The organism is Flavobacterium plurextorum (assembly GCF_002217395.1).
Taxonomy (GTDB): domain Bacteria; phylum Bacteroidota; class Bacteroidia; order Flavobacteriales; family Flavobacteriaceae; genus Flavobacterium; species Flavobacterium plurextorum.
In genome coordinates this window covers 78,630-102,992 of record NZ_MUHD01000021.1, presented here as the reverse complement: position 1 = coordinate 102,992, position 24,363 = coordinate 78,630, and the positions used below count along the sequence as shown (strand labels likewise).

The window sequence follows — 24,363 nt, the reverse complement described above, 5'->3', positions numbered from 1 at the left end:
TCTTTGAGCGATAGGTAATCTTGAGAGTTATTTACATTGAAATAACCGACTTGATTTAATTATAAATACATCAAAAAGGAAAAGAAGTTTTACCGGAACGTTTTGATTGAAGTTTATAATTACTAGAAAAACACTAAACCAGTATTTAGAAAGAAAGGATATCAAATTTAAAACAACAAGCCAATTTGACTAAAACGGGGAAACCCATTTTTATAGTTTTTTTTCATAAAAAAGCCAGCAGATGCTGCGAACACTACTGGCCGATTTCTTTTTATCAAGAAATACAGATTGGAAAAAAATAAACATGACCACGAAGGAAAATTATTATTAACCAAACCATTACAAAAGTATGAAATTACTACCAAAAAGCAAGCCTGAAAATTATTGGCTTATGCCTAAATTCGGGAACGTTATCAAATTAACTCCCTTATTTTTAATACCTTTTACTATACAGGTATCGGCAGCAAAATCTACTGCATCGACTATTTTATCAGAAAAAAATGAGGTCGTAAAAGCAGCTAATGACAGAACAGCAATTAACTCCTCTTTTTTTCAAAAACAAATAAAAGGAAAGGTACTCGACGAGGCAGGAAATCCTTTGCCTGGAGCAAATATTGTTGTTAAAGGAACTAAGGTTTCAACTCAAACTGACTTCAACGGTAACTTTGAAATAAATATTCCTGACGGCGCTACAAAACTTATCGTTTCTTACATCGGTATGGAGCAGCAGGAATTAACTATTGGCTCATCATCAATTACGGTTGTTTTAAAAGAGTCTGGACAAAAACTGAATGAGATTGTTGTTGTAGGTTATGGTACTCAGAAAAAATCTAAAATAACTGGTTCTGTATCAAAACTAGACAATAGAGTTTTAGAAACTGGAGTGCGCTCTAATCCTGCTTCGGCTTTGGCCGGTACTATACCTGGTTTAAGAGTGCAGCAAGCTTCAGGAAGTCCTGGTGCTGTTCCAATCATCACTTTACGCGGGGGAACTAATTATGATGGAAGTGGATCTCCATTAGTAATGGTGGACGGTTTTTTGAGAGCTAGTTTCAGCGAAATCAATCCTGATGATATTGCGTCTATAGAAGTTTTAAAAGATGCTTCGGCGACAGCTATTTATGGCGCTAGAGCAAATAATGGAGTTATTTTGATTACTACCAAAAAAGGTAAAGCGGGTGTTTCAAACATCACGATAAATACAAATCTTGGTATTAATACTTTAAATATCCCTTTTGATTTTATTAATGCACAAGAATATTTATACTGGTCTAGAAAAGCTATTCAAACTTCTGGTTCTTATGATGCCAGTCGTCTAAGTCAGTTAAATTCTACTGGGCCGTTTGGTACTGGAAACCTTTACAAAGATGCATCTGGAAACATTCTTGATGGTAATAAAAACGCATCTGCTGTATGGAGTCCAATGTTTAGAAACCCAAGTAATGAAGAGTTATTGGGGCAAGGCTGGCAAAGTATGACTGATCCTGTTCGCACAAATGCCGCTGGAGCTTATGATCCAAATGGAACTAATAAAGAAATCATTTTCAAAGATTTTAATTATAAAGACTACGCTCTTAGACCTCAAGGTATAACTAAAGATATTAATTTATCTATGACAGGCGGCAGCGAAAAAGGCAGTTATTACGCTGGTATTGGTTCTTATAATGAAGAAGGTTTACCAATTAATACTTTTTACAAAAGGCTGACTTTTGTTTTTAATGGTGATTATAAAATAAAGCCTTGGCTGACTTCTACTTCTGGCTTGAACTTCGCAACAGCACAATGGAGAGGTCCGCAAACAAATGGCGAAAGCAATTATTTAACTCGTTCTCTAGGTGCACCGCCAACAATGAGAGGAATGAATGCTAATGGAGATTTATTAGTAGGTAGAGATTATACAGATGGTAATCCGGCTGTTAATGATGATAAGTTCATCCGTAAAAACCAAACGGATAAATTTACAATGACGCAATCTTTTAAGGCTGATATATTGAAAAATCTATATTTTAGAACTAGTGCCAACTGGTTTTATAATGAAGGTTTTTATGAATCTTTCAATAAAGATTTCTTATCAAGCCCTAACAACATCAACAAAACTCGTTCTTCGTCAGCACAATTTGACAGATCATTTAGTCAGACTTACAATGGTACTTTTAACTATAATACTGATTTCTTAGGAAAAAACCATGTTGATGCTATGATTGGAACAGAGTACTATGACATCTACTCAAATGGAGTTTACGCTGCAGGTTCGGGTGCACCATCTGATGATTTTATGGATTTACAGTACACTAGTTCAGATAAAGACAAAAGAACTATTGACACTTACCACACGCGTCAGCGTATTTTATCTTTCTTTGGTCGTGTTACATATGATTATAATGAGAAATACTTAGCAACTTTTACTATCAGACGTGACGGATACTCTAAACTTCTAAATAATCGCTGGGGTAATTTCCCTGGAATATCGGTAGGTTGGAATGTACATAAAGAAAGCTTCTTAAGCGATTCTAAAATAATCAATACTTTAAAACTAAGAGCGAGTTATGGTCAAAACGGAAATGTGAGCGACAACCTTATCGGACCATACCAATTGCAAGGATCTTACGGAAGCAGCAAATATGACGGAACTGTTGGTTATCAGCTTAACGGACTTCCTTTTCCTGATTTATTATGGGAACGTTCTGCAACATATGAGTTTGGTTTAGACACTCGTTTATTCAATAGATTAGATCTTTCTCTAGCTTATTATAATAGACAAACAAAAGACAAAATTTCAAGTTTTACCCTTCCAGCTACCTCAGGCATAACGTCGATCACTACAAACTTAGGTAATATGCAAAACAAAGGTTTGGAAGTTGAGTTGAATTACAAAGTCATCAAAACTGCTGATTTCTCATTAGATTTCAATGCAAATGCGGCTTATAATGTTAACAAAATACTGAAACTGCCAAACAATGGTTTAGAAAACAATAGAGTTGGCGGAAGTCAGGTTACAGATAAAGACGGCAATTTAATTTGGGTCGGCGGACTGCAGGAAGGTCAAGATCCAAACGTTGCTTATGCTTATGTTGCAGAAGGTATTATTAGAACTCAAGCCGACTTAGATTCTTACGCATTAAAACTAAGAGATTTAATTGGAGCTAAAGTTTTAGTTCATCCAGATGTTTTTAACGCCATGAGTCCATCTGAAAAAGCGTTGTCTTATCCTATTGCTTTAGGAGACGTGAAATGGAAAGATGTAAACGGAGATGGTATCATCAATACTTATGATAGAGAATATATGGGACGAACTGTTCCTAGAGTAACTGGTGGTTTTGGTTTCTATACGACTTACAAAGGATTCTCTTTTAGCTCTCGTTTTGATTATGCTTTAGGTTTTGTTCAGTATGATGGTCCTAGATCTTGGTTTTTAAGTAATGCGCAAGGAACATTTAATACTACCAAAGAAGTTTTTGATACTTGGACTCCTGAAAACCCAAATGCTAAATACCCAACATATTACTGGGCTGATCAGTTGTTTAAAAACAATACTATGCGTACTTCAAGTATGTTTTACAATAAGGCAGATTATCTATCCTTTAGAGAAATCAGCTTATCATATTCATTGCCTGCTGACTTAATGACTAAATTAAAAATTGAGGGAATCAAACTTACTTTAACTGGACAAAATTTAGGTTATATAAGTAAATCGACTTTGTTTTCACCAGAGAAAACAGATCAAGGGATAAATGTTACTGGAGGTTATCCGTTACCTCGTACTATGGTTTTTGGTGTTCAAATTATTTTATAAAAAAAGATATGAAAAAGATATTAATAGGAATTGCATTTTTAGCGTTGTCAATTACGTTTAATGCCTGCGACAAACTGGATTTAGCTCCAGAAGATTATTACGCTAGTGAAAGCTTTTGGAAAACTCCTTCTCAAGTAGATGGAGCGATGGTAGGATTACATAACCAACTAAGAAACTATCAATTTACATTGTATACATTAGGAGAACTTAGAGGAGGAACATTAAGAGATGGAACCAGCTTTACTGGAACTGCATCTTTAAACTCAGGATCTATAGTTCGTCAGGATATTAGAGAATCATCACCTGGTATTTCAAGCTGGGCGGGACTTTACGCACCTATATTTCAGGTAAACAATTTTATCTATCAAGTAGAAAAAGCCCAATATTTGACTGCTGCCGACAAAAGTTATTACCTTGGTCAGGCTTATGGTTTAAGAGCGTTTTATTATTTTCAATTGTATCGCACTTACGGAAGACTTCCTGTAACCAAAGAACCTAAAGTAGCGATTACTACACCTACAACAGCTCAGGATGCTTATTTGCCTCGTACAAAAACAGAAAAAGAAACTTTAGACTTTATTAAAGAAGATGTAACAAAATCTATTGCAAGTTTTTCTGGAGATTATACGTCTAAAATGCAAAAAGGACAATGGTCACTAGGAGCTTCACAAATGCTTCAAGCTGAAGTATATCTATGGTCGGCTAAAGTAAAAATTGATGGTGCCAATCCAACATCTACAGCCGCTGATTTAGCGATTGCAAGAACTGCAGTAGAAGCAGTTATACCTAAATACAGCTTACAATCAAGCTTTGCTAACATATTTAACTCAGCTGCAACAGCTTCAATAAAAGGAAATAATGAAATTATTTTTGCTTTAAGATTTGGTTTTGGAGAAGCAACGAACAGCTACAGTCAATTTATTTATGCTATAACTGATCCATTAGCAGGTTATGTTGACGATAAAGGTGTTGCTATTCCTTCTAATGATCCACTAAAGGTAAATGGAGGCGGAACCATTATAAGATACGAGTACAAATATGAATTGTATCAAAAATATGATGCTGCAGACACGAGAGCAAATGTCACTTTCCTAAACTTCAACAAAGGAACAGTTCATGCGACCAACTTGCGTAAATTTATCGGAACTATTGTCGATGGCGCGCGTACCTTCTCAGATGACTTCCCTGTTTACCGCCTTTCTGAAGCTTATTTAATGCTGGCAGAAATAAAAAATAAACAAGGTCAAGATCCTTCTGCCGAAATCAATATTATTAGAACCCGCGCTTATGCCGGCGGCGGAGGTACTGCTCCTATTTATGCAAATGGTTCGTTCGAACAAAATGAATTAGCTATTTTTACTGAAAGACAAAAAGAATTTGTAGCCGAAGGAAAAATTTGGTACGACTTACGCCGTATGCAAGATGCAACTGGAACTCCTTTAGCATTTAGAACAGATCTTCCTTTAGTAGGTGTACTGCAAAACATCAGCGGAATAAGCCATAAAATAATATGGCCAATAGATATCCCTACTTTAAACAGTGATCCAACTTTAGAACAAAACCCATTATACAAAGGCACTTAATGCTTTTAAACTCAAAGCCTCAACAAAGCAATTTTGTTGGGGCTTTTTTAAAACAATAAAGTTGATTCTAGAAAATAAAAATTCGTCATTTAAGCATAAAATTTTAAATGATGTTTAATTCTCTGATTCGACGTTAATATTATTAATTAATCGTGTTTGTGTTGATTCAATAAAACAGTAAGTCCACTGAATTTTATCCCCATATCAGTACCAAAAGAATCCAACAAATTAAAAGTTCTTTTGATTATTTATAAGTTTATTATTATATATTTGATAAATCCTGACCTCCGTCAGACATATCTACCCAATTTTGATGTGATAAGCCTGATGTTATCAGTAGTATATACTAGTTGGCAGCAAGCAGAAACAAACATCCGTACCAATAAGAAACAAATGAAAATACGAAAAATAGAACTAAATGACATTAAGAATTTATCCGAGCTTTTTAATGACTACCGAATTTTCTATGAAATGGAATCTGACTTGGAAGGGGCAAAGAAATTCCTGCTTGAAAGAATTAAAAACAAGGAATCCGAGATTTTTGTAGCAGAAAATCCAGAAAACAACTTAATTGGTTTTGTTCAAATGTATCCAATTTTCTCATCGACAAGAATGAAAAGACTTTGGCTTCTGAATGATTTATTTGTTGTTGAAAATCACAGAGGACTTGGCGTTTCGGTTTTGTTAATCAATAAAGCAAAAGAACTTTGCATAGAAACCAATTCTTGTGGCATAGTTTTAGAAACTGCAAAATCAAACGATATTGGAAACAAACTATATCCAAAAGCTGGATTTTCAATGGACTTAGATCATAATTATTATTCGTGGAATAACAAATAAAAAAAAGAATGTTAGAAATTAGACCTATTTGTGAACATTGCGCAAAATCTTTACCAAACGAAAGTGAAGAAGCAATGATTTGTACTTTTGAATGTACTTACTGTAAGGATTGTGTAGACAATCTCTTAGAAAATGTTTGCCCAAATTGCGGAGGTGGATTTGAGAAAAGGCCAATTAGACCGAAAGAATTGCTACTGAAATATCCATCCAAAATAGAACCTCTACTAAAGCCAGTTAATTTAATTGAGTTTGAAGTTTTGAAGAGTAAAAACAAGGATTTAAAACCCAACAAACGATAATGCCAGCCTCTTTAATTGGTCATTCTAATGGTGCTGGCATTACCCAACACGATTCATAACAATATGGATGATAGAGATGACGAAACAGATCATAAAGTGATAGCAAATTATGTATTGACTTTTGTGAATGATTAGTCAAACAAAGAATAATAGCAAACCGCCAACATCTGCTACTAGTGATTTGGGCAATTGGCTTAATAGAAAGTTGGCTTTGTATTTGGGATGGTTTGGCAAATCCGAAGAATGAGCTTGATTTAGTTCCAAACATGCTGTAGTACCAAAACGTTATGGGTAAGTTAAAAACTAGATGTGCGAACTTAACAGATCAATGACGGAGTTCGAACCAAAATCTCCTTTAAACATAGTTATTTTCAAAACTAGAAGAAAATCTTAAGAACTTTCGAACCATAAAAAAAGCCTGAGAATATAAATTCTCAGGCTTTTTAAATTTTAAAGTGACCTTGACGGTGCAGAATTCGAACCATTTGTTAGAAGATTTAAAGATTTTAAATGACAACTTCTAATTCCATTGACTTATCATATAGAAGTCGTGCCTAGTCTAAACTTTGTAAATTTCGCCCCGAGGTTTATGAATTACTTAGCAGTAATTTTTATCTTTTTGCATTTTTCTTTGCCATAAGTTTTTCATATGCTTCTTGGCCATCAAAGCAATTTTTCCCTCTTTTGGTTACATAATTTTCTTTAAGCCAATTTTTAAGCTGATTCGTTATTGCTTCAAACTGATCAGACTTATCTTTTACATTTCCTTTGTCAAGATACTGATTACAGAAATTTATATAATACAAAAGACCATAACCCATAATTACGTAGGGAGCGGTTAATTGAATAATTTCATCTCTTCTCCAAATCCCTTCTTTTAAATATATCCCATTATCGTCAATCAACTTTGTATAGTTCGAGGTTTCTAATTCCTTTTTAGAAAAATAGAAGTTTAAGTATTTGTGATTGACTGTAATAATTTGAATTGCTTTTTCAAATGATACTTTTTCAAATCTTCTTTTATTTTCTGGATGTTGAGAAAACCAACAATAAACATTAAGATTTAAATCGCTAAAAATAAACTTCAAAAAATCTTTTAAGTTGTCCCCTGACCAATAACTTGTCAATTCTTGGAACTTATATTTAATCTTTGGCTTCGGACAAAAAGTAATGGGATTTTCAATCAATTCTTCAGTTGGAGAATAATCAATGTCTATTGACATTGGTTTAGAAATTTTATTGCAAAGAACGCAAGTTGTTACAATTAGTATTTCCCTAAAATCTTCCGTTCCGAGTCTTGGTATATAATTAAATGCAACCTTAAACCACTCGCTTTTACAACTGCATTTTTTCTTTTTTGGATACTCGCTTTGTATTAAGTCATACCAGAAGTCTAAACTGTCAAGGATAAGATAGTTTTGTTCACTTTTAGTTGTCAAAAGTCCAACTCCATCATTTTTAAGCAGACGGATTTGAAATTCATTTTCACCGCTTTCCGTCGATATATTTTTTATTACTTCTTGTTTCAAGATGTTTAAGGTTATTTGACAAAGTGAACTTAATAACTTTATTTTCAATATGCAAATAAAAAGTTACTCCATAAATTTAGAGACTTGACGGAGTTCGAACCAAAATTTGCCGTAAATACTGATATTTCAAAAAAAATAAAATTTTAGATAATAATTTTCGAACCAAAAAAAGCCTGCAAAATATACACTTTGCAGGCTTTCATTTTTTTAGTGACCGCGGAGGGGTTCGAACCCCCAACCCTCAGAGCCGAAATCTGATATTCTATCCAGTTGAACTACGCGGTCGATTGATTTATGATTTTAGAATGTAGATTTTAGATTACTGATTGCAATCTAAAATCTACATTCTGAAGTCTAAAATTATTTAAACTAAAAGTTTCTTTACAATTGCAGAGATGGTTTTTCCTTCAGCAGTTCCGCCTAATTGAGCAGATGCTAATCCCATAACTTTACCCATTGAAGCAATTCCTGAAGCTCCAGTTTCAGCGATAATTTTTGCAACCACAGCTTCCACTTCTTCTTCGCTTAACTGCGCAGGTAAAAACTTCTCGATTACTGCAACTTGAGCTAATTCTGGCTCAGCTAAATCAGGACGATTCTGCTCTGTAAAAATTCTAGCGCTCTCTTTACGAGTTTTTACTAATCTTTGAAGTAATTTAATTTCTTCATCTTCTGACAAATCTTCTTTAGATCCTGAAGCTGTCGAAGCTAACAATAACTCCGATTTAATAGCTCTTAATGATTCTAGTGCTACAGTATCTTTTGCTTTCATGGCCGTTTTTATCTCGTCCATGATTTGTGTTTGTAAACTCATGTTTATGTTTTATTTAAAATAAGCAAAATGCCTATTAATTGATATATTAATTTGGAATTTTTATTAACCTAATACTGTAGTTTGTCAGGCTGAGTCCTTCGTCCTCGCTCAGGATAAACTTAGTCGAAGCTCTTTCCAACAAGAAGCCCTTCGACTACGCTCAGGGTGACAATATTATTTTAAAAGTACTATTTAAAAGTCAAATTTCTAAATTCTGTGCGAAGATAAAAAAAATAACCCGAAAATTAAATCCAATTTTCGGGTTACCCTAATATTATGATTGTAAAATTAATCTACGTTGTCGTGCAAAAATGAATTATTTGAACGCAATTGAAGATCATTATTACTATCTGTTCCAACTGAAATTCTAGAATTTGTATTGTTAGATTGCGTATTTGATAAATCAATTCCTAATCTTTTGTAAGCTGGTTCTTTTTCCAACTCATCAATTCTAGAAACATTATTATGAAATTTATAATTAAACTCTTTTAGTTTCTTTCTTCTTTCTTCAGCTCTTAAACGTAATGTTTCTTCAATTGTTAATTCCATTGGAGAAACTTCTGAAGTTGTTGAATAATCTGCTTCTGTTGCAAAATCTACTCTTGGTTTCAAAGTAATGTTCAGCTCTTCTGGAACTACATCTTCGATCACTTTTTCAGCAGGTTTTGAAGACATTAAGTCATTCTCAACTTCCATATATTCTTCTAAAGAATATTTTATCACACCTTTATCTGAAAGTTCAGTTACCGGCACAAATTGTACAGGATCATTTACTTTAATGTTGCGAGTTTCATTACTCAACTCAAACATAATTTTTGATTCTTGTTCAGCAACCGGTTCTCTTTTAACTTCAGGCTCTGATCTAAAAAGAGGAAGATCAAAAGAAAAAGTCGTTTGTTCTTCTTTCTCAAATGTTCTTTGTTGTACTGGTTTAACTTCTTGAACAATTTCTGCTGCAGGCGTTGAAATTTTGAAATCAATATCTGTAATTGGCGAAACAATTTCAAAAGTTACGTCTAGGTTTTTAATAAACTCAGACATTACCACCAATTCTTCTTGATTAATTGTTGGCGTTGTTACAGGAGCAGCTGGAATTTCATTTACGGGAGCAACCGTATCCGTATCGTCCATTAAATCAAAAATAACTTTTTCCTCTGATTTTGCAATAGGTGTATCTGCATTCAAATCAAAAGAAGCAAGCGTTTTATTTGTTAAATTATGAACACTTCTTTGCTCATCTTCTAACGTATGAATTATTTTTTTAGGCTCTGTATTAACGATTTCATTTTGTTGTTCCACATCAAAACCAGTAGCAATAATAGTTACCGCAATAGCTTCACCAAGAGTTTCGTCTTCACCAACTCCCATGATAATATTAGCGTTATACCCCGCTTCTGCTTGAATGTGATCATTGATTTCTCCAATTTCGTCAAGCGTTATCTCATTAGATCCAGAAACGATAAGCAACAATACGTTTTTGGCACCTGTAATTTTATTGTCATTTAATAATGGTGAATCTAATGCTGATATAATCGCATCTTTAGCTCTATTTTCACCTTCTGCTACAGACGAACCCATTATAGCGGTTCCGCTGTTTGCTAAAACTGTTTTAGCATCACGTAAATCGATATTTTGAGTATAGTGATGCGTAATTACTTCGGCAATACCTCTAGAGGCAGTTGCTAAAACTTCATCGGCTTTAGAGAATCCTGCTTTGAAACCAAGGTTTCCGTAAACTTCTCTTAATTTATTATTATTAATTACGATTAAAGAGTCAACTTGTTTACGTAATTTTTCGATTCCTAAAAGCGCTTGTTCCTGACGTACTTTCCCTTCAAATTGAAACGGAATTGTCACGATACCTACGGTAAGGATTTCTCTTTCTTTTGCTAATTGCGCGATTACTGGAGCAGCACCTGTACCAGTACCACCACCCATACCTGCAGTGATAAATACCATTTTAGTACCACGATCCAATACTTTTTCGATATCGGCAATACTTTCAATAGCAGACTGCTGTCCTACATCAGGATTTGCACCTGCTCCAAGACCTTCTGTTAAATTCATACCTAACTGAATTTTGTTAGGCACTGAACTGTTTTGCAGCGCTTGTGAATCGGTATTACAAACGATGAAATCAACGCCTTTAATACCTTGTTTAAACATGTGATTAATGGCATTACTACCACCTCCACCTACACCTATTACTTTGATAACATTTGATTGGTTTTTTGGTAAATCAAATGAAATACTTCCAAATTCTGAGTTGCTCATCATCTTTTTGGTTTTTGAAATTCTTATTTAATACATTTTTTACTTCTTGGCTTGGGGCAAAGAGTAATCCTTTTCTTTTATTATTCTGCGTTGTCTAAAAAATCTTTGATTTTATCGACATATCTATCAAAAAATGATCTTCTTATTTTTGTTTCTGTAGATTCAGGTTTTTCAACTCTGCTTACTGTTTCTCGAGTATCTTCGATAGTTTCTACTCTTTCAACGTAATTTTCTTCTACTTCGTATCGCTGCACTGGCGGAGGAACATTTCTGTAAACTACTTTTGGCTGTTCGTTTACAATTTCCATTCTAACGGCACTTTGTGTGCTGTTTTCAATACTGTTCATCACTAAACCAACAGCTGTTGCAAACAATGGACTTGAAATTTCTTCGCTTGAATTTCCAGCTAAATGCTCGTTTGGATATCCTATTCTGGTATCCATTCCAGTAATATATTCTACTAATTGTTTAATATGCTTTAATTGAGCACCGCCTCCAGTAAGAACAATTCCTGCAATTAACTTTTTACGAGGATCTTCGTGTCCGTAAGCTTTGATTTCTGCAAAAACCTGTTCTACAATTTCCACAACACGTGCATGAATAATTTTAGATAAGTTTTTAAGCGAAATCTCTTTTGGTTCTCTGCCTCTTAAACCTGGAATAGAAACAATTTCATTGTCTTTATTTTCTCCCGGCCAAGCTGATCCGAATTTTATTTTTAAAAGCTCTGCTTGTTTTTCGATAATCGAACAACCTTCTTTAATGTCGTCTGTAATTACATTTCCACCAAAAGGGATTACTGCTGTGTGGCGAATAATTCCGTCTTTAAAAATAGCCAAGTCTGTTGTTCCGCCTCCAATGTCAATTAATGCAACACCAGCTTCTTTTTCTTCTTGACTTAAAACCGCATCTGCTGAAGCTAATGGCTCTAATGTTAATCCAGACAATTCGATTCCTGAACTTTGAATACAACGTCCCACATTTCTAATTGAAGATGCTTGACCAACTACAACGTGAAAACTAGATTCTAATCTTCCGCCATACATTCCAATTGGCTCTTTAATTTCAGATTGTCCGTCAATTTTAAACTCCTGTGGTAAAACGTGAATAATTTCTTCACCTGGCAGCATCGCCAATTTATTTACCTGATCAATCAAAAGCTGAATATCTTTCTCTCCAATTACCTCTTCTGGATTATTACGGCTGATGTAATCTGTATGCTGAATACTTCTGATGTGCTGTCCGGCGATACCCACAACAACATCTTTTATTTTATAACCTGAATTGTTTTCTGCTTCAAGTATAGCCTGCTGAATTGATTGAATAGTTTGCGTAATGTTGTTTACAACTCCTCTCGCAACTCCTAAACTTTTAGATTTCCCGATACCTAAAATTTCAAGCTTCCCATACTCATTTTTCTTGCCTATCATGGCAACTATCTTTGTCGTTCCAATATCTAGACCTACTGCAATGTTATCTTTTTCCATTTTCTATTATTTTGTGCAAACTACTTGTTCCGTAAACCTAAGGTCAATTTTATTGTATTTATATAACGAACTATCCAAAACCGCTTTTTGAAAAAAGGCTTTATAGTTTTTAAATTTTTTATCAACATTCATCATTCTGCCAAAATCGATGAAGTAATTATAATTTCTATTAAACATTTTTAGGCTGCCATTCGGCATAATTTCTATTGCAATGATGTTTTTTTTTAAAAACGCATCGTCATAAATTGTGCGAAATAAAGCAGCTAAATCTTCGTTATTTTTTTCATTTATTGCCCCTGAAACAAGAGGAACTCTAGCCGTAAAATTGTCTGACAAAGGCATTTTATCACCCTCATAGTCAATATAAAAAGACTGATCACCATCATAAACTCGCGCTATGGGTGTCTTCTGTTTTACTACCGCTTTTAGAATACCATCGATACTTACAAAAACATTCGACTTTTCAATCATGTCTTGCGTATCAAGGTTTTTTTCAATCTTATTCAAATCTAACTCATCTTTTCTAATACTGGAAGCGTCTCTTTTATTTTCTATCAACAATTTATTAACCGTTTCCGGCTTCACAAAAAGCGTATTTTCTCCTACAAAAACAACCATAGATTTCTTCAATTTTCGATCTCCATTTCGGTGTTGTGCGAAAGAATATAAAAAAAGCACCAACCCAAAAATTAGTATTAATCGAATATTTGTCCAATTAAATATTTTCATACAGCATTTTTTTGATTGACGGCACCATCTCTCCAACATCTCCAGCTCCTATTGTTACAATTATTGGCGCATCACTGGCTTTGATTTCCGCTAATAAATCATTTTTTGCAACAATTTTTTTGTTCGAATTCGTCATTTTACTTAAAAGCCATTGCGATGTAACTCCTTCCATCGGTAATTCACGTGCTGGATAAATATCCATTAAAAACACTTCGTCAAACTGAGAAAGACTTGCAGCAAATCCGTCAACAAAATCTTTTGTTCTGCTAAACAAATGAGGCTGAAAAATCGCCAAAACTTTTCGTCCTGGATACAATTCTCTAACCGCCTGATGAACAGCATTTATTTCAGTTGGATGATGTGCATAATCATCTATATAAACCAACTTATCCGATTTGATCTGATAAGAAAAACGTCTTCTGATTCCGTTAAATGAAGCAATGGCTTTTGCGATAGCACTGGTCGGGGTGCCATAAGTTTTTGCCATCGCAATAGCCATTAACCCATTCATTAAATTATGTTTACCAGGCAGTCCAAAATGAAGATCTTTCATTATTTCCGATGGCGTCTGCACATCAAAAACATAAGCTCCATCTTCGATTCTAACATTATACGCCTTATATACTGCATCTTCATTTATCGCACATTGAACTCCTTCAAGAGGTAATTCTTTTGTGATAAACAGATTATTCTTGTCTTCTACTTTCGCTGCAAATTCTACAAACGAAGCTTCAATAGCTTCACTTGTTCCATAAATATCCAAATGATCTGCATCCATTGAGGTTATGCAGGCAATATTTGGGTGCAAATGCAAAAACGAACGATCAAATTCGTCTGCTTCAACAACAGTAACTGTTTTTCCTGTTCCGATTAAGTTAGAGTTGTAATTCTCTACAATTCCCCCCACAAAAGCCGTTACATCAGCACCGCTTTCATATAGAATATGTCCCAAAATACTAGACGTTGTTGTTTTACCGTGTGTTCCTGCAACCGCAAAACTAAAAGTGTCTTTGGTAATGATTCCTAAAACCTCGGCACGCTTTTTAATTTCGTAATTTCTTTCTATAAAATAATTCCACTCCGAATGTGATTTAGGAACCGCAGGCGTAAAAATTACCAATGTATTTTCTACATGATAATTTGTTGGAATTAAATTAATATTATCTTCAAAATGAATATCTATACCGCTTTCAATCAATTCACTTGTAAGCATTGACGGCGTTTTATCGTAACCAGAAACCTGTTTCCCAATATATTTGAAATAGCGGGCCAGGGCACTCATTCCGATGCCTCCAATACCAATAAAATAAACGTTTTGTATTTGATTTAAATTCATTTCTTTTTTTATTTATAAAAACATTCCAACACTTTATCCCTCAACTCTGAAAGAATATAAATACCCACTATAATTAGCAGTAGGAACACAATATCACTTATTGATTTTTGAAAATATTTCTTATCTTTTTTAAAATCATAATAATAACCTAAACCAATTAAAACAACGAACACAAAAAGAATAATTAAAATATAATTCATTAATCCTGTTTACTATTTAATTAACTTGACAATTTCAGCAACAATATCTTTTGTCGCTTTTGGCATTGCCAATTTTTTAATATTTGCACTCAATTGTTTTTGTTTTCCTTCATCTTTCAGCAGCGCTTCAAAAACAATGCTAAACTCATTATCCAATTCAGATTCTTTCAACAAAATTGCACCTTTAGCCTCTACAATAGCTTGCGCATTTTTAGTTTGATGATCCTCAGCTACATTCGGTGACGGAATAAAAATTACCGGCTTTCCAACAATACATAATTCTGACACTGATGATGCTCCTGCTCTTGAAATAATAACATCTGCAGCAGCATACACAAAATCCATTCTTTCAATGAAATCAACCACTTTCACACCTGGTTGATTGTATTTTTTATATTCTTCAAAATATAACTTCCCACACTGCCAGATTACCTGAACATCTTGCGAAAGAAAGTTTGGTAATTCTTTTTCAATTAACTGATTGATTCTTCGAGCACCTAAACTTCCACCTAGAACCAACAATGTTTTTTTATTCGGATCTAAACCATAAAATGCAATCGCTTCATCACGCTTACTTTCAATGTCAATTAGATCCTGACGAACTGGATTTCCTGTCAAAACAATTTTCTCTTTTGGAAAAAATCTTTCTAAGTTTTGATATGCTACGCAAATTGCATTTGCTTTTTTGCTCAACAATTTATTCGTAATTCCAGGAAAAGAATTTTGTTCCTGAATCACTGTCGGAATCCCTGCTGAACCAGCTGCCTGTAACAATGGACCGCTGGCAAAACCGCCAGTTCCAATAACTACATTTGGCTTGAACTTTTTAATAATTCGTCTTGACTCCAATAAACTTGAAGCCAATTTTAAAGGAAACATCATGTTTTGCAATGTTAACTTTCTTTGTAAACCAGCAATCCAAAGACCTTTTATTTCATAACCTGCTTGCGGTACTTTTTGCATCTCCATTTTATCTTTGGCACCAACAAAAAGAAATTCAGCATCAGGAAATTGTAATTTTAATTCATTTGCAATCGCAATTGCAGGATAAATATGTCCTCCTGTTCCTCCTCCGCTTAGTATGAATTTATACTTTGTCATATTTTCTAATAGCTATTATTATAAACTATCTTATCCTATTTATTTAAAACTGCATTCATTGGATTTCTTGAACTATCCTCGATCGAATACATTTCTGAATCTTCATAAGCTTCTTTTTCATCAACAGCTAAATCTTCTTCGGCTAATTCTTTATCAATTAATCTTTGAAGTGCTTCTTTTCGTCTTTCTTTCTCCTCCATTTCTTCGGCAATCTCCTCGTCTTTCTTGGTTACACTTATAATAATTCCTAGTGAAAAACAAGTCATCCAAATCGAACTACCTCCAGAACTTATCAGCGGAAGCGTCTGTCCTGTTACGGGTAATAATTCTACTGCAACCGCCATATTAATCATTGCTTGAAATATCATGGGGAATCCGAGACCGACGACGACTAATTTTCCGAATAACGTATTGGCTTTATGCGATGCAATCACAAATCGGAATAACAACAATAAATAAAGAACCAATATCGAAACTCCTCCTACCAAACCATATTCTTCTACTACAATCGCATAAATAAAATCTGAAGATGATTGCGGCAAAAAGTTCTTTTGAACACTTTTCCCAGGTCCTAACCCGCCTAATCTTCCTGATGCTATTGCAATTTTTGCTTTCTCAATTTGATAATCATCTTCATCTGGTTTATCAGTAGTGAAGTTCATAATACGACTTTCCCAAGTTGATACCCTGCTGAAGAATCTTGAATCCGGAAATGCTTTTGCCACCAAAAGGAAAAAAGCCAGCATTGCAATTCCTGAACCAATGATAAATCCAATATATTTTAATGGATACTTACCAATAAATGTCAACATCATAACCATCGAAAAAATCAACGCTGTGGTCGAAAAGTTAGCTGGTAATATAAGTGCCAAAGTGATAAAAACCGGAACCCAAAGCTGAATAAATGAGGTTTGAAACGGTTCGTTTTCTTCTTTGGTTTTTGACAAATAACGAGCAACATAAATAAACAATACACTTGCAGCTAATGTTGATGTCTGAAATGTAATTCCAATGAACGGCACCTGAATCCAACGACTTGCATTTGCTCCCGCAATTACAGTTCCTTTCAACAAGGTGTATAATAATAATAACCAAACTACTGGAAGTGCAACCTTAGAAATCGCTCTAAAATAATGGTATGGCACTCTATGAACCCAGTAAATAATCAAAAAACCAATACAAACGTGTGCTAAATGCTTAACCAAATAACCTAATGTATTCCCAGTTCCATGACCTATGTATGCTAGATTACTACTCGCACTAAAAACCGGCATAAATGAAAACAACGCCAACAGAGCCACGAATGACCATATTACTCTATCTCCTTTTAGTTTGTTAACTAACTCCTTCATTGTTGTTTTGTTTCAAGTTTCTTTTGTTTCAGGTTTCAATTTCGATAGCTATCAGAACTGAAACTTTAAACTATTTTCTACAAGTTGTGCACTGCTTGTTTAAATTGCTTTCCACGATCTTCGTAATTTTCGAATAAATCGAAACTTGCGCAAGCTGGAGACAACAAAACAGCATCACCTTTTTCTGTTAATCTTTGTGCTGTTTTCACAGCGTCGTTCATATTATTTACTTCAACCATAATATCAACAACGTTTCCAAAAGCATCAATAATTTTACGATTATCGATTCCTAAACAAATAATTGCTTTTACTTTCTCACGAACCAATGACATTAATTCGTTGTAATCATTTCCTTTATCAACGCCGCCGACAATCCAAACCGTTGGAACATTCATGCTGTCTAAAGCAAAGAAAGTAGCATTTACATTTGTTGCTTTTGAATCGTTGATATATTGTACATTCTGAATTTTTAATACTTTTTCTAAACGGTGCTCAACACCTTGAAAATTAGATAAACTTTCGCGAATTGTTGCATTTCTAATCTGCATCAATTTTGCTACGGAGCTTGCTGCCATTGCGTTTTTCATGTTATGTTTTCCTTCTAACGCAATGTGTTCTGTTTCCATTGTAAACTCTTCTTGGTTGATCTTTATTTCCATTTTGTTGTTATTTATAGAAGCCCCTTCATCAAATTTCTGAGTCAATGAAAAAGGAATTAATTTTGCTTTTGTTTTGTTGTTTTTTAACCATTCTACACTTGCTTCATCATCTGCATCGTAAATGAGATAATCGCTTTCAGTCTGGTTCATTGTTATTCGGAACTTCGAATTGATATAATTTTCATATTTATATTCATATCGATCTAAATGATCCGGGCTTATATTTGTAATTATAGCAATATCTGGTCTGTAATCTATAATACCGTCCAGCTGAAAACTGCTTAATTCAAGAACGTATGCATCGTATTTATTTTCGGCAACCTGCCAGGCAAAACTCTTTCCTATATTCCCTCCCAAACCTACATTGAGTCCAGCCGATTTTAGTAAATGATAAGTCAACATTGTCGTTGTTGTTTTACCATTACTTCCCGTGATTCCCACTGTCATTGCTTCTGTAAATGGAAATGCAAATTCAATTTCCGAAATCACTTTTATTCCTGCTGCGATCAGCTTTTTTACTATCGGAGATTTCTCAGGAATTCCAGGGCTTTTCATTACCACATCAGCATTCAGAATCAAATCTTCAGTGTGCTGTTCTTCTTCCCAAGGAATTTTATTTATGATAAGAACTTCTTTATAACTCTCTTTTATCTTTCCGAAATCAGATACAAAAACATCGTAACCTTTTTTCTTCCCGAGGATAGCAGTTCCAACTCCGCTTTCTCCTCCTCCTAGTACAACTAATCTCATAGTTTTTACAATTAAAAATTGAGAATTAAAAATTAAAAATCACTTAATCTGACTTTCAATCACCCTCTATTTTCCTTTTAAGGTTAGTATTATTTTCGCTAATATTCTGCAAATCTCATTTGCCTCAAAATGAATACTGTCAAATTCATTTACAGAAATATAATCTGTTGCTTTTAATAATTTCAGCCAATAAATAGTTTCTCTTGCTTCTTTATATGAAATTTCAAGCTTAAACAAAAACTCTTTATCAGAACGCCCTCCAATCGATTCTTCAATATTTGCTCCTATTGAAGTACCAGATCTTAAGACTTGCTTACTCAAAACATATTCTTTTTTATTCTCAGTCAAGTACTTGTACAAATTGACAATTCTAACTGCGAAATCAAATGATTTATCTTGAATAACATTTTCCTTCATATTATAAGAACGTGTATTTTTTCAATTTTTAATTCTCAATTTTTAATTGAACTTTATCGAAGTTTCAACGTAATGATTGATAATATGGCTAACATAATTGCAACAATCCAGAATCTTGTAACGATTTTACTTTCGTGGTATCCTTTTTTCTGATAGTGATGATGCAATGGCGACATCAGGAAAATTCTTCGACCTTCTCCAAAACGTCTTTTTGTATATTTAAAATAAGCTACCTGAATAATTACCGAAGCACTTTCTGCTAGGAAAATTCCACAGAACAAAACGATTAATATTTCTTTACGAACTGCAATTGCTAAAACTGCAATGATCCCTCCAATAGTTAAACTTCCAGTGTCTCCCATAAAAACAGATGCCGGATAGGAGTTGTACCACAGAAAACCAATCAGTGCCCCAACAAAAGCAGAGATAAAGACGGTCATTTCTCCCGAGTTGGGTATATACATTATATTCAAATAATTGGAGAAAATAATATTACCTGAAACGAACGTAAAAATTCCGAGTGCGAGGACTGAGATCGCCGAGGTTCCGGCCGCAAGACCATCTATTCCATCTGTTAAATTAGCTCCATTAGAAACTGCCGTGATAATAAAAATTACTACAGGGATAAATACTAACCAAGCCCATTTTTCATATCCATCTCCTAAAAATGATAAAACTTCAGCGTAATCAAATTCATTATTTTTTACAAACGGAATTGTTGTTGCAGTAGATTTTTCTTCAGCAGGAGCTGGTAATACCACAGCGGTGCTTGCATTTACCTTAAAGATATCTGCTCTTCCAGTATCCGTTCTAACGGTAACCGCTGGGTTAAAATAAAGAACCGCACCTACTATAATACCGAGACCAACTTGTCCGATAACTTTGAAAATACCTTTAAGCCCTTGTTTATCTTTTTTAAATATTTTGATATAATCGTCAACAAAACCAATTGTACCCATCCACAATGTAGTTACAATAAGCAATACAATGTAAATGTTGTGCAGTCTTGCAAATAACAAAACCGGAACTAAGGTTGCAAAAATGATAATCAAACCTCCCATTGTAGGCGTTCCTGCTTTTTCATTTTGTCCAGCAAGACCAAGCTCACGAACCGTTTCTCCTACTTGCTGGTTACGCAAGAAGTTAATAATTCTCTTTCCGTAAATCGTTGATAAAAGCAGCGAAAGCATAAAAGCCAAAGCTGATCTAAAAGTGATGTACTGAAAAACTCCTGTTCCTGGCCAATCCAGTGTTTTGTCAAAATATTCAAATAAATAATATAACATATATCGTGGTTTATTTGTTTAATCGTTGGTTTGTTGATTCGTTAATTGCTCATTTAATAATTACTCCATTAAACGAATAACCAATTAACCGTTTAAACTTTACTTTGCTAGTTGATCTAAAATTTCTTTTACAGTTTCCATATCATCAAAATGATGACGAACTCCGTTTATTTCCTGATAAGTTTCATGACCTTTTCCTGCAATTAGGATAATATCATTGGGCTGAGCCAATTGACAAGCCGTTTTTATTGCTTGTTTTCTATCAGTAATTCTTAGTATTTTTTTGTAATTATGCGCTTCCACTCCTTTTTCCATTTCATCCAAGATCACTTCAGGATCTTCGTTTCTAGGATTATCTGAGGTTAAAATTGCTTTGTCACTAAGATCTGTTGCAATTTTTGCCATAATTGGTCTTTTTGTCTTATCTCTATTTCCGCCGCAGCCCACAACTGTAATCAATTGCTCGTTTTTAGTACGGATGTCTTCAATTGTTTTTAGAACATTTTCTAAAGCATCAGGTGTGTGTGCATAATCGACAATTGCTGTGATTTTAGAATCTGTAACAATATATTGAAAACGACCTGAAACACTTTCTAAATCAGACAATAAGCGCAACGCTTCAAGACTATCCATACCCAATTCTACAGCAGTCCCGTAAATAGCTAAAACATTGTATGCATTAAAAGTTCCAATTAGTTTTACCCAAACTTCATTGTCATTTACTTTTAACAATAAACCTGATAATTGACTTTCTAATATTGTCGCTTTAAAATCTGCATATGTTTTTAAAGCATACGTAAATTTTCTTGCAACCGTATTTTGCAGCATTACAGTTCCATTTTTATCATCGATATTCGATAAAGCGAAAGCTGTTTTTGGCAGAGAATCAAAAAATGATTTTTTCACATCTCTGTATTCAGCAAAAGTTGGATGATAATCTAAATGGTCGTGTGAAAGATTCGTAAAAATTCCACCTACAAAATGCAATGCTTCTGTACGTTTTTGATGAATTCCGTGTGAACTTACTTCCATAAAGCAATGCGTTACTCCAGCTTCAATCATCTCATTTAAATAATGATTGATTGTAATTGAATCTGGCGTTGTATGCGTTGCAGGATACTCAGTTTCATCCACCATGATTTTTACAGTTGACAATAAACCAACTTTAAAACCTGCTTTTTGAAACAACTGAAACAATAATGAGGCAATTGTAGTTTTACCATTTGTTCCCGTTACTCCAACCAATTTTAATTTTGCTGACGGATCTTCGAAATAATTCGCCGCCATAAAAGCTAAAGCCGTATTGGTGTCTTTTACCTGAACATACGTAATTCCTTTTTGAATTGTCTCAGGGAGTGTATCACAAATAACTGCTGCAGCACCTAACTCAATAGCTTTATTAATATAATCATGGCCATCTGAAAGTGTTCCTCGTATTGCCACAAAAACATCGTTTGCTTCAACTTTACGCGAATCAAATTCAATTTTATGAATAGCTGTTTCTGTTGAACCTATAACAGATTCAATCGCCGCTTTGTATAATATGTCTTTTAGTATTTTCACGATAATTCTAATACTATAATTGAGTTTCTACTAATATTTTGTCCCGCTTGAATCGATTGATTCTTAACTTTTCCTACTCCTGTTACTTTCACTTTTAAACCTAAGTTCTCAAGTAAAGCAATTGCATCCATTCCCGGCATTCCTTTTAAATCAGGAATTTGTTTCGATTTTTTATTAGATTCTACATCATATTTATCGTAACTGCTTTCCTGCTTCGCAATTTTAGAATCAAGCTGTTTAATTTTATTTGTGGATGGTGCGTCTGTAAATATTTTTTGAGCGATTCTTTTAAAAACCGGTCCTGCAACGTCTGCACCGTAATAATTATTTCTAGATGTATTTGGTTTATGAACCACTACAATACACGAATATTTTGGATGATCTGCTGGAAAATATCCAACGAAAGAGGACGCATAATACATTCCTTCTCTTCCTGCATTACCATAATTCACCATAGCAGTTCCTGTTTTTCCTGCCATCGAAAAATCTTTTGAATACAATTTAGAACCCGTTCCTTTTTTTACCACATTCGCTAAAACTGCTTTCACTTTTTTAAGCGTCTCTGGCGAACAAACCTTCGGATTAATTACTTCTGTATCAAACTTTTTAATTGTTTTATTCCATTCCTTAATTTCCGATACAAATTGTGGTTTTACCATTACACCATTATTTGCAACGGCATTATACAAGGCTAAAGTCTGCATTGGCGTAACCGAAACATTATACCCAAAGGCCATCCACGGAAGCGTAGTTCCTGACCAATGTTTATCTCCAGGCTGCGGAATATACGGTCTTCCTTCTCCTTGAAAATGCAACCCTAATGTCTTGTTTAACCCATAACTATTAATATGATTTACAAACTTAGAGGGGTTATTTTTGTAATTCTCATAAACTGCCTGTACCATTACAGTATTTGAAGAAAGCTCGAATCCTCTTGCTAATGTAACTTTTCCATAACCGCCTTTATGTGAATCACGAACAGCACGTCCGTAATATCTAATTTCACCACCTCGACTGTCATAAACTGTACTTGTATCAGCCACTTTATCTTCTAAAACAGCCATTAAATCTACTAGCTTAAAAGTAGAACCAGGCTCATGAGATTCTGCAATTGCGTAATTTGTAGTTTCATAATACGATCCATCTTCAGCTCTTCCTAGGTTCGAAATTGCTTTCACATGTCCCGTTTCTGTTTCCATTACCACTACACAACCATGATCTGCTTCGTAGTCTTCTAATTGTTTTAATAAAGCATGGTGTGCAATATCCTGAATAAAAACGTCGATTGTCGAAATAACATCATAACCATCAATAGGATCAACTTCGTTCAAATCACGAATTGGCTTCCATTGTCCTTTTGCGATTTTTTGCTTTAAGATTTTCCCGTCTTTTCCGTTCAAATAATTCTTAAAAGCCCACTCAATTCCTTTTCCAACTTCAACTCCTGTTGCTGGATCAATTCTATCGTATCCAATTGTTCTCTCGGCAATTTTTCCTATCGGATGTTTCCTAACTGTTTCTTGCTCAACAATAATCCCTCCTTTGAAAGCTCCTAAGTTGAATAATGGAAAACCTTTTATTTTTACATATTCAGTATAACTTAAGTTTCTAGCAATCAAATAATAACGATTTTTATTTGCTCTGGCTTTTCGTAATTCTTTCTCAAAATAACTTCCAGATTTTCCTAAAACCGTTACAAGAGAATCAGATAATGCTTTTACATGCTTCTCAAAAGTTTCTGTTTTTGGAGCTTTAGCATCAAAACGAATCTCATAATTCGGAATTGATGTCGCTAATAAACTTCCATCAGCAGAGTAAATATTTCCTTTGTTTGCCGGAATTACAAAATTTCTAACGGTACGCTGTTTTGCTAATTTTCGGTAATAATCTCCTTCAACCCATTGAATATTGGTTAATTTAACAACAATAGCAATTGCCATCAAAAAGATGAAAACTGCTACGAGGTAAATTCTGTAGGATATATGTTTATCGTCTACTGCCATATTCTTTTAAAGAAACTTTTTTCTTCTTCTTTTTTAACTTCTATTTTGACTGGAGGAACTGTCGATGGAAAAATTTGCTTTTCGAGCATCTTGTCCGATATTGTTGACTCCATTTTTAACTTCATCAATTCTGAACGTCGATCAACAAATTCAGATCTTAGTTCTTTTACTTCGTTATTTAATTTTGCAATTTCAAAAACCTTTTGCTCATAACGCTGTGTATTTGCAATCATCAAAATTGCCAGCAGAATTATAAAAACAATGAATCGCCAATTCTTTACCGCATCATCATTTAGCAGAAATCTTGCTTTTAATATTCCAAATACTCCACTCTTCATTTTCTACCTA

18 protein-coding genes and 1 tRNA gene are annotated in these 24,363 nt (G+C 34.1%); 4 read left to right on the top strand and 15 right to left on the bottom strand.

What is annotated here, in order from left to right:
- Positions 1 to 349: 349 nt before the first annotated feature.
- The 4 genes from B0A81_RS12015 to B0A81_RS12000 all read left to right on the top strand — a co-directional run bounded on the left by B0A81_RS12015 (position 350) and on the right by B0A81_RS12000 (position 6,515).
- Positions 350 to 3,793 carry a SusC/RagA family TonB-linked outer membrane protein gene (locus B0A81_RS12015; RefSeq protein WP_208861314.1) on the top strand — a complete coding sequence of 1,148 codons (3,444 nt, stop codon included), beginning with the start codon at positions 350 to 352 and terminating at the stop codon, positions 3,791 to 3,793.
- A gap of 8 nt (positions 3,794 to 3,801) precedes the next feature.
- Positions 3,802 to 5,376: a RagB/SusD family nutrient uptake outer membrane protein gene (locus tag B0A81_RS12010; RefSeq protein ID WP_089058257.1), complete on the top strand. Its 1,575-nt coding sequence runs from the start codon at positions 3,802 to 3,804 to the stop codon at positions 5,374 to 5,376.
- A gap of 393 nt (positions 5,377 to 5,769) precedes the next feature.
- The gene (locus tag B0A81_RS12005) at positions 5,770 to 6,216 is read left to right on the top strand and encodes a GNAT family N-acetyltransferase (protein ID WP_089058321.1); all 447 of its coding nucleotides are present in this window, start codon (positions 5,770 to 5,772) and stop codon (positions 6,214 to 6,216) included.
- Between the two features lie 8 nt (positions 6,217 to 6,224).
- Positions 6,225 to 6,515, top strand: coding sequence for a DUF1272 domain-containing protein (locus B0A81_RS12000; RefSeq protein WP_089058256.1), 291 nt, complete (start codon positions 6,225 to 6,227; stop codon positions 6,513 to 6,515).
- 611 nt (positions 6,516 to 7,126) lie between these two features.
- Here the strand turns inward: B0A81_RS12000 and B0A81_RS11995 are convergent.
- The 15 genes from B0A81_RS11995 to B0A81_RS11925 all read right to left on the bottom strand — a co-directional run bounded on the left by B0A81_RS11995 (position 7,127) and on the right by B0A81_RS11925 (position 24,353).
- A complete protein-coding gene (locus B0A81_RS11995; RefSeq protein WP_089058255.1) occupies positions 7,127 to 8,044 on the bottom strand; it encodes a hypothetical protein in 918 nt (305 codons plus the stop codon).
- A 211-nt stretch (positions 8,045 to 8,255) separates the two neighbouring features.
- Positions 8,256 to 8,329 (bottom strand) — tRNA-Arg (locus B0A81_RS11990).
- A 79-nt stretch (positions 8,330 to 8,408) separates the two neighbouring features.
- Entirely contained in the window at positions 8,409 to 8,858 is a 450-nt protein-coding gene (locus B0A81_RS11985) for a GatB/YqeY domain-containing protein (protein WP_089058254.1), read from the bottom strand.
- A 288-nt stretch (positions 8,859 to 9,146) separates the two neighbouring features.
- A complete protein-coding gene (gene ftsZ, locus B0A81_RS11980) occupies positions 9,147 to 11,135 on the bottom strand; it encodes a cell division protein FtsZ (RefSeq protein ID WP_089058253.1) in 1,989 nt (662 codons plus the stop codon).
- Positions 11,136 to 11,212: 77 nt separating this feature from the next.
- A complete protein-coding gene (ftsA, locus tag B0A81_RS11975; RefSeq protein WP_089054910.1) occupies positions 11,213 to 12,619 on the bottom strand; it encodes a cell division protein FtsA in 1,407 nt (468 codons plus the stop codon).
- A gap of 6 nt (positions 12,620 to 12,625) precedes the next feature.
- The gene (locus tag B0A81_RS11970) at positions 12,626 to 13,348 is read right to left on the bottom strand and encodes a cell division protein FtsQ/DivIB (RefSeq protein ID WP_089058252.1); all 723 of its coding nucleotides are present in this window, start codon (positions 13,346 to 13,348) and stop codon (positions 12,626 to 12,628) included.
- Positions 13,335 to 14,684, bottom strand: coding sequence for a UDP-N-acetylmuramate--L-alanine ligase (gene murC, locus B0A81_RS11965; protein WP_089058251.1), 1,350 nt, complete (start codon positions 14,682 to 14,684; stop codon positions 13,335 to 13,337). Before murC ends, B0A81_RS11970 begins: the two co-directional genes overlap by 14 nt.
- A 212-nt stretch (positions 14,685 to 14,896) precedes the next feature.
- Positions 14,897 to 15,985: an undecaprenyldiphospho-muramoylpentapeptide beta-N-acetylglucosaminyltransferase gene (gene murG / locus B0A81_RS11960; protein WP_089058250.1), complete on the bottom strand. Its 1,089-nt coding sequence runs from the start codon at positions 15,983 to 15,985 to the stop codon at positions 14,897 to 14,899.
- A gap of 35 nt (positions 15,986 to 16,020) precedes the next feature.
- Positions 16,021 to 17,337 (bottom strand): FtsW/RodA/SpoVE family cell cycle protein, encoded by a 1,317-nt coding sequence (locus B0A81_RS11955; RefSeq protein WP_089058249.1) that lies wholly within the window; start codon positions 17,335 to 17,337, stop codon positions 16,021 to 16,023.
- A 77-nt stretch (positions 17,338 to 17,414) separates the two neighbouring features.
- Positions 17,415 to 18,746 (bottom strand): UDP-N-acetylmuramoyl-L-alanine--D-glutamate ligase, encoded by a 1,332-nt coding sequence (gene murD / locus B0A81_RS11950; RefSeq protein ID WP_089058248.1) that lies wholly within the window; start codon positions 18,744 to 18,746, stop codon positions 17,415 to 17,417.
- A 66-nt stretch (positions 18,747 to 18,812) separates the two neighbouring features.
- Positions 18,813 to 19,163 (bottom strand): four helix bundle protein, encoded by a 351-nt coding sequence (locus B0A81_RS11945; RefSeq protein WP_089058247.1) that lies wholly within the window; start codon positions 19,161 to 19,163, stop codon positions 18,813 to 18,815.
- A gap of 53 nt (positions 19,164 to 19,216) precedes the next feature.
- Positions 19,217 to 20,449, bottom strand: coding sequence for a phospho-N-acetylmuramoyl-pentapeptide-transferase (gene mraY / locus B0A81_RS11940; RefSeq protein ID WP_089058246.1), 1,233 nt, complete (start codon positions 20,447 to 20,449; stop codon positions 19,217 to 19,219).
- 99 nt (positions 20,450 to 20,548) lie between these two features.
- Positions 20,549 to 22,012, bottom strand: a complete 1,464-nt coding sequence (locus tag B0A81_RS11935; RefSeq protein ID WP_089058245.1) for a UDP-N-acetylmuramoyl-L-alanyl-D-glutamate--2,6-diaminopimelate ligase — start codon at positions 22,010 to 22,012, stop codon at positions 20,549 to 20,551.
- Positions 22,009 to 24,015 (bottom strand): penicillin-binding protein, encoded by a 2,007-nt coding sequence (locus B0A81_RS11930; protein ID WP_089058244.1) that lies wholly within the window; start codon positions 24,013 to 24,015, stop codon positions 22,009 to 22,011. The genes B0A81_RS11935 and B0A81_RS11930 overlap by 4 nt, the downstream gene beginning before the upstream one ends.
- Positions 24,006 to 24,353 (bottom strand): FtsL-like putative cell division protein, encoded by a 348-nt coding sequence (locus B0A81_RS11925; protein ID WP_089054919.1) that lies wholly within the window; start codon positions 24,351 to 24,353, stop codon positions 24,006 to 24,008. Before B0A81_RS11925 ends, B0A81_RS11930 begins: the two co-directional genes overlap by 10 nt.
- Between the last annotated feature and the right edge of the window lie 10 nt (positions 24,354 to 24,363).